General features: G+C 71.3%; 7 protein-coding genes. 6 read left to right on the top strand and 1 reads right to left on the bottom strand.

The window, feature by feature from the left end; genetic code table 11:
• Positions 1 to 151 precede the first annotated feature (151 nt).
• The 3 genes from GTY47_RS30625 to GTY47_RS30615 all read left to right on the top strand — a co-directional run bounded on the left by GTY47_RS30625 (position 152) and on the right by GTY47_RS30615 (position 5,667).
• Complete coding sequence (locus GTY47_RS30625) at positions 152 to 2,299, top strand: hypothetical protein (protein ID WP_010044382.1); 2,148 nt, start codon at positions 152 to 154, stop codon at positions 2,297 to 2,299.
• Positions 2,300 to 2,425: 126 nt separating this feature from the next.
• Positions 2,426 to 4,099 (top strand): PucR family transcriptional regulator, encoded by a 1,674-nt coding sequence (locus GTY47_RS30620; protein ID WP_010044381.1) that lies wholly within the window; start codon positions 2,426 to 2,428, stop codon positions 4,097 to 4,099.
• Between the two features lie 122 nt (positions 4,100 to 4,221).
• Complete coding sequence (locus tag GTY47_RS30615) at positions 4,222 to 5,667, top strand: aldehyde dehydrogenase family protein (RefSeq protein ID WP_010044380.1); 1,446 nt, start codon at positions 4,222 to 4,224, stop codon at positions 5,665 to 5,667.
• Between the two features lie 97 nt (positions 5,668 to 5,764).
• Here the strand turns inward: GTY47_RS30615 and GTY47_RS30610 are convergent, their stop codons facing one another.
• Positions 5,765 to 8,602 (bottom strand): glycoside hydrolase family 3 C-terminal domain-containing protein, encoded by a 2,838-nt coding sequence (locus GTY47_RS30610; RefSeq protein ID WP_010044379.1) that lies wholly within the window; start codon positions 8,600 to 8,602, stop codon positions 5,765 to 5,767.
• A gap of 326 nt (positions 8,603 to 8,928) precedes the next feature.
• Here GTY47_RS30610 and GTY47_RS30605 point away from each other — a divergent pair, with 326 nt between their 5' ends.
• Genes GTY47_RS30605 through GTY47_RS30595 form a run of 3 tightly spaced genes read left to right on the top strand, consistent with a single transcriptional unit; the run spans position 8,929 to position 12,644 of the window.
• The gene (locus GTY47_RS30605; RefSeq protein ID WP_010044378.1) at positions 8,929 to 10,623 is read left to right on the top strand and encodes an extracellular solute-binding protein; all 1,695 of its coding nucleotides are present in this window, start codon (positions 8,929 to 8,931) and stop codon (positions 10,621 to 10,623) included.
• Between the two features lie 27 nt (positions 10,624 to 10,650).
• Entirely contained in the window at positions 10,651 to 11,685 is a 1,035-nt protein-coding gene (locus GTY47_RS30600; RefSeq protein ID WP_010044377.1) for an ABC transporter permease subunit, read from the top strand.
• Positions 11,682 to 12,644: a carbohydrate ABC transporter permease gene (locus GTY47_RS30595; RefSeq protein ID WP_010044376.1), complete on the top strand. Its 963-nt coding sequence runs from the start codon at positions 11,682 to 11,684 to the stop codon at positions 12,642 to 12,644. Before GTY47_RS30600 ends, GTY47_RS30595 begins: the two co-directional genes overlap by 4 nt.
• Positions 12,645 to 12,699 lie beyond the last annotated feature (55 nt).

The raw sequence follows: 12,699 nt of genomic DNA, 5'->3' as shown, positions 1-12,699 counted from the left end.
TCCGCTGCTGCGCGTCCTGAGGGGAGGTCATGACCATATCCGGAGCACGTCGGTCCGTTCTGTCGGCCGTGTAAGCGGTGAACTCCCCAGGGCAGGGCGTTAGATTGGCTCGCTGATGGTGGACGGAGCGGCTGGTCAGGGGGCAAGGGCGATGGACAGCGACGGGACGCAGGAGGCGCGGGGTACGCATGCGAACCCGGTGCCGCGTCCGGCGGGGCCGCCGGAGGTGCCCGCGGTGCCGCCGGACGGGTTCACCGTGCCGCCCCGGCCGACCCGGGCGCCCGGGGTGCCCCCGATGCCGGACGGGTCCTCGTTTCTGACGTGGCTGCGCACACCCCGGCCCGAGGCGCCGCCCGGCGTGTGGCGGTTCGGGCATCGGCCGCGGCCGGCGGAGGAGCCGGAGCGGATCCCGACGCGGCAGCTGGTCGGCGGTGCGGTGATCGCGTTCCTGTGCGGTTGGCTGCTGTGCTCGCTGCTCTACAACGGCTATCTCGGAGGCTTCTGGCTTTGGCCATGGTTCGTGCTGGCGCCGGATTCCTGGGCCCTCGGCAAGGCCGGGGCCGTGGGAGGTGTGGCCTCGTACATCTATGAGGGCCTGGTGTTCGTCGCGATCTTCGCGCTCTTCGGAAGGATCGGGCATTGGCCCGAGCTGTGGCGCCGGTACGGTCCCGCCGCCTGGCGCCGCAGCGAGCCGAGTGCCGCGCCGCCGCCCGCTCCTGAAGCCGACCCCGCTGAATGGCCCGCCCTGCGCGCCGCCGGAGCCGTCGACGCCGCCGAGCGGCTTGCCGCCGATGCGCGGGCCGGTCTCATGCGGGATGTCGACCACGCCCGGATCGCCCGCGCCTGGCAGGGCGTGCGCAGTGGCCGGCACAGTCTGGCCACCTTCAGTGGGGCCGTGCTCCAGGACGGCGCCGCCGCCTGCCTGCACCCCTCCGGCGCACGCGACCTGCCTACCCGGCTGGCCCGGCATGATCTGCTCACCGGACAGGTGCGGCTGGGAACCAGCGCCGACGACCCGCGCAATCCGTACGCGTACCGCGGCACCGGCCTCGCCCTCGGCCCCGAGCTGCTCGGTACCTCTCTGCTCGCCGTCGGCCCCGCCGGATCCGGCAAGACCGGGGCCGTCGTGCGGCCGCTCGCCGAGTCGTTGTGTCTGCATGCTCTCGCCGGGCGGGCCGCCGTCGTCGTGGTCGGGGCGGCGGGGGCCGGGCTCGGGCCGGCCGACGCGTATGACGTCGTCGTGCGGATCGGGAACCAGGAGTCCGAGTACGACCTGGATCTGTACGGGGGCACCGGCGACCCGGACGAGGCCGCGGCGGTGCTCGCCGAGGCGCTCGTCGGGGATCTCGCCGATCCGCATCCGGGCAGTGACAGCCGGCGTTCCACGACCGTCCTCGCGCAGTTGCTGGGACCGTTCCGGGCCGTGCACGGGCGTTTTCCGTCCGTGCCGGAGCTGCGGCAACTGCTGGACGGGGCGCCGGGGCCGCTGGCCGCGCTGCGGCAGGGGCTTCAGGACGCCGGGCAGGAGTCGCTGCTGCGGGAGCTGGCTGCCCGGGAGCGGCAGATGGGGCAGCCGGGTGATGTCGGCGGAGTGCTCGCGGATCGGGTCGCCTTGCTGGACCGGCCCGCCTTCGCCTCGTTCTTCGACACCTCCGGGGCCACCCGGCCCTTCACGCTCAAGGCCCTCGACCATCCCGTACGCGTACGGATCGACCTGCCCGAGCGCGGGCACGCCGACGCCTCCCGGATGCTGGCGCGGCTGGTGCTCGCGCAGTTCACGGCGAGTGTCGCCGTACGGGAGGACCGGTCGCTGTTCGCCTGTCTGCTGCTCGACGACGCGACCGGCGTGGTGACGCCCGAGGCGGTGCGCGGCATCCAGCGGCTGCGGTCCGGCAACGCCGGGGTCGTGCTGACCCTGCGCACGCTGGACGACGTGGCCCGGCCGCTGCGCGGGCCGCTGCTGGGCGCAACCGGCTGCCGGATGGCGCTGTCGGGGCTCACCCCGTGGGACGGGCAGGACTTCGCGGAGGTGTGGGGCAAGGAGTGGACCGAGGCCCGGGACGTCACCGACCGGCAGATCATCGCGGAGACGCCCGCGGGCAAGGCCGCGCACATGCTGCGCCGGGTGATCACCGGCAAGGCCCCGACCGCAAGGGCGGTGACCGTGCGGCAGGTCGAACGGGAGCGCTGGTCCGCCTCCGAGCTGGCCCACGGGGTCCCGGCCGGGCACGCGGTGCTGTCGCTGACCGACGTCCAGGGCGAGCACGCGCCACCGCTGCTGGTGGATCTCCGGGGCTGATACGTCCTCCGGCCGGTACGGGTACGCGGAGACCGTACGGTGAGGCAGAATCGTCACAGGTCGTTCATACGTGGCGGCCAAAAGACCACAAAGATCACACAGCCCTGACGCAGACCTGAAGGCCTCATGCCCCCGACGCTCGCCTCGCTCGTCCACCACTCCGCGCTGAAACTCACCGTGCGGGCGGGCGAAGACCGCCTCGACGTGCCGGTCCGCTGGGCACACGTCAGCGAGCTCGCCGACCCCGTCCCCTACATGGAGGGCGGGGAACTGCTGCTGGTCACCGCGCTCAAACTGGACGCCGAGGACCCGGAGGCCATGCGCCGCTACGTACGGCGGCTGGTCGGGGCCGGGGTGGTCGGGCTCGGCTTCGCCGTCGGTGTGAACTACGAGGAGATCCCCAAGGCGCTCGTCGACGCGGCCGAGGAGGAGGGCCTGCCGCTGCTGGAGGTGCCGCGCCGCACGCCCTTCCTCGCCATCAGCAAGGCCGTGTCCGCCGCGATAGCCGCCGACCAGTACCGCGCCGTGACGGCAGGGTTCGCCGCCCAGCGCGAGCTGACCAGGCAGGCCCAGACGGGCGGGCCGGAGGGTCTGCTGGCCGCGCTGGCCGCACAGGTCGACGGCTGGGCCGCGCTGTACGACGCCTCCGGTGCCGTCGTCGCCACGGCACCGGAGTGGGCCGGGCGGCGGGCCGCGCGGCTCACCGGTGACGTGCAGCGGCTGCGGGACCGGCCCGCGCCCGCCTCGTCGGTGGTCGGCGGCCCGGAGAACGAGGACCGGGTCGAACTGCACACCATCGGCACGGGCCGGCGCCCCCGGGCGGCCCTCGCCGTGGGGACGGCCGCAACCCTCGGCACGGCCGAGCGCTACGCCGTCCACTCGGCCATCGCGCTGCTGACCCTGACCACGGAACGCTCCCGGTCCCTCCAGGCGGCCGAGCAGCGGGTCGGCGCGGCGGTGCTGCGCATGCTGCTGGCCGGGGAGCCGGACCACGCGCGTGCGGTCGCCGGGGACCTGTACGGCGGGCTGCTGGACGCGCCGTTCCGGATGCTGGTCGCCGAGCGGGTGCCGGTGTCGGCGTCGGCCGCGCTGGCCCGTGCCGAGGCCCGCCCGGGTGCCCCGGCCGTCGAACGGCCCTCCGCCGCCGCGCTCGCCGTGGCCGACACGGGCGGCGATCCCCTCGCGGCGCTCGCCGACGTCGTGGAGTCCGCGGCGGCCCGGGCCGGCGAGGCCGTCCTCGTCGTGCCGGAGGGGGAGCGGCTGGTGGTGCTGGCCGCGGACGGCGGTGCCGCCGCGGCGGCCTGCGGGGAGTACGCGGCAGCACTGGAGTCGGCCCGGGCCGGCGTACGCGAGAAGGTGCCGGCCGGTGAGGACCACGAGCTGGTCGTGGGCCTGTCCGCGCCGGCCGGGCCGATCGCCGCCTCCGCCGCGTACAAGCAGGCCGAACAGGCGCTGTCGGTGGCGCGGCGGCGCGGGCGTGTGCTCGTGGAGCACGAGCAGGTGGCGGCCGGATCCGTGCTGCCGCTGCTGGCGGACGACGCGGTACGGGCCTTCGCCGACGGCATGCTGCGCCCGCTGTACGAGCACGACGCCACGGGCCGCGGTGACCTGGTCGCCTCCCTGCGCGCCTGGCTGTCCAAGCACGGCCAGTGGGACGCGGCGGCGGCCGACCTCGGCGTCCACCGCCACACCCTGCGCTACCGCATGCGGCGGGTCGAGGAGATCCTCGGCCGCTCGCTGGACGACCCGGACGCCCGCATGGAGCTTTGGCTGGCCCTCAAGGCGACGTCCACGGACTAGCCAAACCGTAGTGTCCTCGGCCGCCACTGCTACGCCTCGGACAAACGCCCTTCGGCCACCCCGCGCCTACCGTTGACCCCGTACCACCGGATCACCCCCAACGCCGAAGGGCCGGAACGAACATGACCTCCACCCACGCCTTCTGGCTCGCCGGCCGCCAGGCCACCGGCGAGGACACCTTCGACGTCACCTCCCCGTGGGACGGACGGCTCGTCGGCAAGGTGAGCGTGCCGACGGACGCGCAGGTCGAGGAGGCCGTGGCCGCCGCGTACGCCGTGCGCGACGAGTTCGCCGCCACCCCGGCCCATGTGCGCGCCGCCGCCCTCGACCACGTCAGCAAGCGCCTCGTCGAGCGCACCGAGGAGATCGCGCGGCTGATCTCCGCCGAGAACGGCAAGCCCATGAAGTGGGCGCGCGGCGAGGTCGGCCGTGCCGTCTCGGTGTTCCGCTTCGCGGCCGAGGAGGCCCGGCGGTTCAACGGCGGCGAGGCCCAGCGGCTCGACACCGACCTCGGCGGCCAGGGCCGGCTCGCCCTCACCCGCCGCTTCCCCAAGGGCGTCGTGCTCGGCATCGCGCCCTTCAACTTCCCGCTCAACCTCTGCGCCCACAAGGTCGCCCCGGCCATCGCCGCCGGCGCCCCGATCATCCTCAAGCCGGCCCCGGCGACCCCGCTGTCCGGGCTGGTCATCGGCGAGCTGCTCGCCGAGACCGAGCTCCCGGCGGGTTCCTGGAGCATCCTGCCCGTCGCCAACGACAAGATGCCGGCCCTGGTGCAGGACGAGCGGCTGCCCGTCATCTCCTTCACCGGTTCCGAGAAGGTCGGCTACGCGATCATGGACTCGGTGCCGCGCAAGCACTGCACCCTGGAGCTGGGCGGCAACGGCGCGGCCGTCGTCCTCGCCGACTGGGCGAGCGACGAGGACCTGGACCGGGCGGCGAACCGCATCGCCACCTTCTCCAACTACCAGGGCGGCCAGTCCTGCATCTCCGTCCAGCGGGTCATCGCCGACGCCTCCGTCTACGACCGGCTGGTGCCGCGCATCGTGGCCGCCGTCGAGGCCCAGGTCACCGGCGACCCGGGCGATGACGCGACCGACGTCGGGCCGCTGGTCAGCGAGGACGCCGCCAAGCGCGTCGAGACGTGGGTCCGCGAGGCGGTCGACGCCGGTGCCGCGCTGCTCACCGGCGGCAAGCGGGACGGCGCCTCGTACGCGCCGACCGTGCTGGCCGACGTACCCGCCGGCGTCACGCTCTCCTGCGAGGAGGTCTTCGGGCCGGTCCTCACGGTGCAGAAGGTGAACGGCGAGGCCGAGGCCTTCGCCGCCGTCAACGACTCCAAGTACGGCCTCCAGGCGGGCGTCTTCACCCACGACCTGCAGACCGCCTTCCGTGCCCACCGCGCCCTGGAGGTCGGCGGCGTCGTCGTCGGCGACGTCCCGTCCTACCGCGCCGACCAGATGCCCTACGGCGGCGTCAAGCAGTCCGGCGTGGGCCGCGAGGGCGTGCGGTTCGCGATGGAGGACTACACGTACGAGCGCGTGATGGTCCTCACCGGCCTCACCCTCTAGCTCATGGGAACCATTTTCATATAGGCTCTGCGAAGAGGCCCGGCACCGATGCCTTCCGGTGCCGGGCCCCTCCCTTACGCCGGCCTGCTCCGGACCCTCAACCGGAGAAGCCGACGTGCGCGAGCCGCAGCGGGCCGCGCAGTCTCAGGTGCACGTCGTGCACGCCCGCGGCGGCGACGGACGCGCCGAGCGAGACGTAGTCGTACGGGCCTGACGTCGGCGCGGCGGTCGGCAGCACCGCGAGCGCCGGACCGCCGTCGAGGGACAGCTCGACCGTGCCCTCACCGGCCACCTCCACCGTCACCCCGGCGATGCCGCGCCCGAAGTCGCAGCGGCGGTAGACCACTTCGCCCGCCGCCCCGTCCGCCGGCGTCACCGCGTCGCCCGACACCTTCGTGCGGTCGACGATCTCGATGCCGCTCTGCTCGTCGAAGCCGGCCGCGGCCAGCCCGCCCGCGACGACCGCGCGCGGCAGGGCGGGCTCGCCGTCGAGCGTGACGGTCGTCCGCAGCCGGACGTCCTCGCTGGAGGCCCCGGCCAGCAGCTCGTACGCGCCCGGCTCCAGACGCCACCGGTCCTGGGCCACGTCCCAGAACGCGAAGGCGGACAGCGGCACCTGGAAACCCAGCTCCGTCGTCGCTCCGGGGGCGAGGGTGACGCGGCGGTGGTCCAGCAGCTCGCGCCGGGGGCGCGGCACGGACGGGTCCACGGCCCGGGTGTAGAGCTGCGCGACCTCGTCGGCGGTGACGTCACCGGTGTTGGTGACCGTGAAGGAGACGTGCACCGACCCGTCCGCCACCCGGGCCGTCAGGCCGCCGTAGGAGAACGTCGTGTACGACAGGCCGTGTCCGAAGGGGAACAACGGAGTGCCCTCGAAGTACAGGTACGTCTGCCGGCTCCCGATCACGTCGTAGTCGAGGAGGCCGGGCAGGTCGGCGTCGTCGGCGTACCAGGTCTGGGGGAGGCGCCCGGCGGGGGAGACGTCGCCGGCCAGCACACGGGCCAGGGCGGTGCCGGCCGCCTGACCGCCGTGGGCCGTCCACAGCACGGCCGGCAGGTCCGCCGGGTCGACGGCGTACGGGTAGGCGGAGACCAGCGCCAGCACGGTCGCCGGGTTCGCCGCGCGGGCGGCCCGCAGCAGCCGCTCCTGGTGCCCGGGCAGCCGCAGGGTCGTACGGTCCTCGGTCTCGCGGCCGTTGATGTGCGGGTCGTTGCCCGCCACGACCACGACCACGTCGGCCCGCGCGGCGGCCCGCGCCACCGCCTCCTCGCCGCGCTCCGCGACGACCAGCTCGAACACCTCGGGATCTTCGTCGGCAACCTTCACGCCGTCGGCGGAGACACACACGTGGCGACCCGTTCCCAGGTGCTTCAGGAGGTGCCCGTTCCCGTGCGGTTCCAGGCGGAACGTCTCCTGGACGAACCAGCCGCCCGGCTGGTCGGCGGAGGCGCGGACGCAGCCGTCGTCGGCGACCGAGAGGTAGCGGCCGTCGGGCGCGCGCAGGGTCAGCACGCCCTCGCCCCAGTCGACCAGCGCCAGCTCGGTGCCGGTTGCGTCGGTGGTGAGCGCGGGCAGGTCGGTGCGGCCCGCGAGCAGCGCCGGGTCGAGTGCGCCCTCGGCGCCGCGCACCTCGTCGGCGGCGTCCTCGACCACCGGTACGTGCACGAAGGTGCCCGCGGAGGTCTTCAGCCGGACCCGGTCCACGCCCTCCGCGAACTCCACCCGCTCCGGGCCGAACCGCTCGTACAAGCCCTCCAGCGGGGTCGAGCGGTGGATGAGCGTGCCGCTGTACCAGTCGAGCTTGCACTCGTCGGCGAGCAGACCGACCACCGCGACCCGGGCCTCCGGAGCGAGCGGCAGCACCCCGTCGTTCTTGAGCAGCACGATCGCCTGCTCGGCGGCCTCCTGCGCCAGGGCGCGGTGTGCCGGGGTGTCGAACTCGCCGGTGGCGTCGTGCGGGTCGTCCTCCGGGTCGAACTCGCCGAGCCGGAAGCGGACCGAGAGCTGCCGGCGGACGGCCGTGTCGATGTCGGCCTCGGTCAGCAGGCGGCGCTCCAGGGCGCCGCGCAGGCGCCCGATCATCTGCGAGGAGTCCGTGCCGTGGTCCGTGAAGCTGTCGACGCCCGCCACGAGGGAGGCCGCGGTCGCCTCCTCGTGCGTGTCGAAGTAGTGCTCGGAGTCGACCAGGTTGCTCGGCGCACCCGCGTCCGAACAGACCAGCAGGTCCTCGTCGGCCCAGGCGCGCAGATGCGTGCTCAGGTAGGGGGAGACGTGGTTGGGGCGGCCGTTGACCAGGTTGTACGCCGGCATCACCCCGGCCACCGCGCCCGCCTCGACGGTCTCGCGGAAGGCCTTCAGGTCGTACTCGTGCAGCACGCGCGGGCGTACGGAGCTCGACGTCGTGGACCGGTCCGTCTCGTTGTTGTGGGCGAGCCAGTGCTTCAGCACGGGCGCGGTGCGCCAGTAGGTGGGGTGGTCGCCGCGCAGGCCGTGCGTGTAGGCGGTGGCGATGGCCGAGGTGAGCTTCGGGTCCTCCGAGTAACCCTCCTCGTTGCGGCCCCACAGGGGGTGGCGCAGCAGGTTGACCGTCGGGGCCCAGACATTGAGGCCGACGCGCTCGTCCTTGGCGCGCATCGCGCGGATCTCCTTGGACACCGCGTCGCCGACGCGCCGCACCAGCTCCGGGTTCCAGGTGGCGCCGAGGCCGACCGCCTGCGGGAAGACCGTCGCCGGGCCCATCCACGCCACGCCGTGCAGGGCCTCCTGGCCGGTGCGGAAGGCGGCGATGCCGAGCCGGTCGACGGCGGGCGCGAACTGGTGCAGGAAGGAGATCCTCTCATCGAGGGTGAGCCGCGACAGGAGGTCGTCGATGCGGTCCGCGAACGGCAACTGCGGATCGCGGAACGGTTCGGTGGGCGGCGTGTGTGCGGTCACGTGGGGATCCCTTGCGCTGGATCGGCGAGGCGCTTTCGAAGCGCTTCGATGCTCATTCGACGACGGGCCGGTGTCAAGAGGCCGACGCCATCACTTCAAGCGGTGCATGAGGAAAGGTCCCTTCTCATGCCCATGAGGAAGTTTGGGGACGACCCTTGTGCGCCCTGGGGCGTTCACTTAACCTCACAGCAACATCGAAGCGCTTCGACTGCGGGAACCCCGGTGTATGGGTCGAAGGCTCGCTTCAGCTCAGCCAGATCCACTCGAGACACCGCAGCCGACGGCCTTCCGCCGGGTGTCCTGGTGCGCCATGAAGGGTTGACGCAATGACGCCGAACGCCGCCTCCGCCTCCTCCGGACCGAGCCGGAGAAGTTTCCTCGCCTCCACGGCGGTCGCCACCGCAGCAGTGGCGGGCGGGATGCCGCTGCTCTCCGCGTGCGGCGGGTCGGACAGTGGGTCGCGGGACGGGACCACGTCGGGCAAGGACGCCAAGAAGATCCTGCCGACGTACGTGGCCAGCAACGTGGTGAAGCCGGACATCCCGTCCAAGAACGGCTCCGCGATGGGCTTCACCAGCAAGCTCGACATCGCCACCCTCAAGACGTCGGTGCCGAAGAAGCTCGGCAAGGGCGGCAAGGTGACCGTCATGGCGCCGTTCTGGGGCTCGCCGCCGAAGCAGAACAACCCCTACTACACGGCGATGAACGACCTGATCGGCGTCGACGTCCAGTGGCGCAACCAGGACGGCAACACCTACGACCAGAAGGTCGGCGCGGTCCTCGCCTCCAGCGACATCCCGGACGTGGTCGTCGTCCCCAGCTGGAACATGATGGGCAAGATACCCAGCGCCATCATGAGCAAGTTCGCCGACCTGGGCCCGTACCTGTCCGGGGACAAGGTCAAGGAGTACCCCAACCTCGCGGCGATCCCCAGCGACGCCTGGCGGCGCTCCATATTCGGCGGCAAGCTGATGGGTCTGCCGATGCCCGCCGGGTACGTCCCGAACATCGTGCCTCTCTACCGCCGGGACATCTTCGACAAGGAGGGCTACGAGATCCCGCGGTCCGCCGACGAGTTCATGGCCCTGTGCAAGGAGATCACCAACCCCAGGGCGAAGCGGTGGGCCTGCGGTGACATGAAGTGGACCGCGTTCAGCAACTTCGGTGTGCTCGGGGGCGGTGAGAAGCCGCTCTGGTGGAACCTGGTCGACGGCAAGCTGATCAACCGCATCGAGACCCCGGAGTACCTGGAAGCCATCGAGTGGACGCGCAAGCTGTTCGCCGCCGGAGTCGTCCATCCCAACTTCAAGCTGGGCAAGAGCCAGATCGGGGACCCGGCCCCGAAGTTCGCCGCGGGCGAGTTCCTGATCTGGAACAACGACATGTCCAACTGGTACGTGCAGCAGGCCTCCTTGATGGCCCAGAACCCCGACGTCAAGGTCTGGGGCATGGACATCTGGGGCCACGACGGCGGTGACCCCACGCTGTACGCCACGATGCCGGCCAACATCTTCGCCTTCGTCAACAAGAAGGCAGCCGAGTCCGTCATCCGCGACGTCCTGGCGGTCGCCAACGTCACCGCGGCGCCGTACGGCACCAAGGAGTGGATGATGACCAACTACGGTGTCGAGGGCACCCACTACACGCTCAAGGACGGCGCCCCCGTCAAGAACGACAAGGGCAACAACGAGGTCAACAACGCCTACGTCTTCGTGGCGAGCCCCGCCGCGACCATCGCACACCCCGACCTCCCGGAGTACACCAAGGCCCAGGTCGAATGGCAGCAGCGGATGGGCGCCTTCACCAAGAAGTCGTCGTTCTGGGGCATGCAGATCACCGAGCCCTCCCGCTACACCAACCTCGCCAACGACTTCGAGCAGCTCGAGGACGACATCATCCGCGGCCACAAGAAGATCAGCGACATGCAGCAGGCCATCTCCGACTGGAAGAGCAAGGGCGGCGACAAGCTGCGCGACTGGTACAAGAAGCTTCTCGACGAGAACGGCTCGGCGGCGAGCTGACCAGGCTCTGAGGCAAGGAGAACAGCCGTGTCCCACAGCACGGTGCCTCGGAGCAGTACCGAGGCCGACATGTCCGAGAAGACCCCGGTGGCGTCCGGTGACGCCACCGGTTCCCGGCAGGAGCCACCCACGGGCAAACTGAGCCTGAGGCACAGGTTCCGACGCGACCGCGTCCTGGTCCTCATGACGCTGCCGGCCGTCCTGCTGGTCCTGGTCTTCAACTACCTGCCCATCCTCGGCAACGTCGTCGCCTTCCAGGACTACGACCCCTACATCAGCGACAACGGCGTCGTCTCCATCCTGAACAGCCCCTTCGTGGGCCTGGAGAACTTCCAGCGGATGTTCGAGGACTCGGCCTTCTGGAACGCCGTCGAGAACACGCTCGTGCTGTTCTTCGTCCAGCTCGTGCTGTTCTTCCCCATCCCGATCCTGCTCGCGCTGCTCATCAACAGCGTGGTCCGGCCCCGGGTGCGGGCCGTAGCGCAGGCGGTTCTCTACCTGCCGCACTTCTTCTCGTGGGTGCTGGTCATCGCCGTCTTCCAGCAGATGTTCGGCGGCGCGGGGATGCTCTCCCAACTGCTCAGGCAGAACGGGTACGACGGCATCGACATCATGACCAACCCGGACACCTTTCCCTTCCTGCTCACCGCGCAGAGCGTGTGGAAGGACGCCGGGTGGGGGATCATCGTCTTCCTCGCCGCCCTGGCGTCGGTTCCACACGACCACTACGAGGCAGCCGCGATGGACGGCGCCGGACGCTGGCGCCGCATGTGGCACGTCACGCTTCCCGCCCTGCGCCCGGTGATCGCCCTCCTCCTCGTGCTGCGCGTCGGCGACGCCCTGACCGTCGGCTTCGAACAGATCCTGCTGCAACGGGACGGCGTCGGACCGGGCGCGGGGGAGGTCCTCGACACCTTCGTGTGGTGGAACGGCGTGCGCAACCAGGACTTCGGCTACGCGGCCGCCGCCGGTCTCGTCAAGGGCGTGGTCAGCATCGGCCTGGTCCTCGCCGCGAACAAGGTGGCCCATCTCATGGGCGAGCAGGGGGTGTACAAGAAATGACGTCCGTGATGTGGGAGCCGCGCCAGGACACCGGACCGGCCCCGCAGCAGAAGGCCCCCCGCTGGTGGCAGGCCCCGCCCCGCCCCTCCTGGGAGGAGAAGCCCTCCAAAGCCGGTCTCGCGGGCAAGGGCATCGCCCTGTCGTTCGCCTGCCTGGCGATCCTCTTCCCGCTGTGGATCGTGGTCGTCACGAGCCTCTCCTCGCGGAAGACCATCAACGAGGCGGGCGGCCTCGTGCTGGTGCCCAAGGACATCACCTTCATCGCCTACGAGGAACTGCTCAGTGGTGGCCAGGTCACCCGCGCGGCGGTCATCAGTGTCCTCGTCACCCTGGTCGGCACGCTGTTCTCGATGGCGGTGTCCGTCCTGTGCGCCTACGGCCTGTCCCGCAGCGGGTCCCTCGGCCACCGCTGGATCCTGATGACGCTGCTGGCGACCATGTTCTTCAGCGCCGGCCTCATCCCCACCTACCTGCTGGTTCAGTCCCTCGGCCTGACGGACAGCTATCTCGCGCTGATCCTGCCGAGCGCCATCAGTGTCTTCAACATCCTCGTCCTGCGCGGGTTCTTCATGGGCATCTCGCAGGAACTCATCGACAGCGCGCGCATCGACGGTGCCGGGGACTTCCGGATCCTCTGGCAGATCGTCATGCCGCTGTCGCGGGCCGTCCTCGCGGTGATCACGCTGTTCTACGCCGTCGGGTACTGGAGCGCCTGGTTCAACGCGTCGATCTACCTGAACGACCAGGACATGATGCCGCTGCAGAACGTCATGATCCAGCTCGTGCAGAAGCAGGAAGCCCCGGTCGGCCTGAGCCAGGCCATCAGGACCGGCCAGCTGTCGGGGCTGGCTGTGCAGATGGCGGTTATGGTGATGGCCCTCCTCCCGGTCGCCGTCCTGTCGCCCTTCGTCCAGAAGCACTTCAAGAAGGGCATGCTGACGGGCGCCGTCAAGGGCTGACAACGCCCTCTCGCCGTAGGGCTGTCGACCATCGTCGTCCTGCGGCTGCGTCGTG

Source organism: Streptomyces sp. SID5464 (assembly GCF_009862985.1).
GTDB lineage: Bacteria > Actinomycetota > Actinomycetes > Streptomycetales > Streptomycetaceae > Streptomyces > Streptomyces chartreusis_D.
The sequence above is the reverse complement of the archived record's forward strand: the minus strand, read 5'-3'. Positions and strand labels throughout refer to the sequence as shown.

Coding starts and splice junctions, on each gene's coding strand:
- GTY47_RS30595 (WP_010044376.1), top strand. CDS start 11,682: ATGACGTCCGTGATGTGGGAGCCGCGCCAGGACACCGGACCGGCCCCG.
- GTY47_RS30615 (WP_010044380.1), top strand. CDS start 4,222: ATGACCTCCACCCACGCCTTCTGGCTCGCCGGCCGCCAGGCCACCGGC.
- GTY47_RS30620 (WP_010044381.1), top strand. CDS start 2,426: ATGCCCCCGACGCTCGCCTCGCTCGTCCACCACTCCGCGCTGAAACTC.
- GTY47_RS30625 (WP_010044382.1), top strand. CDS start 152: ATGGACAGCGACGGGACGCAGGAGGCGCGGGGTACGCATGCGAACCCG.
- GTY47_RS30605 (WP_010044378.1), top strand. CDS start 8,929: ATGACGCCGAACGCCGCCTCCGCCTCCTCCGGACCGAGCCGGAGAAGT.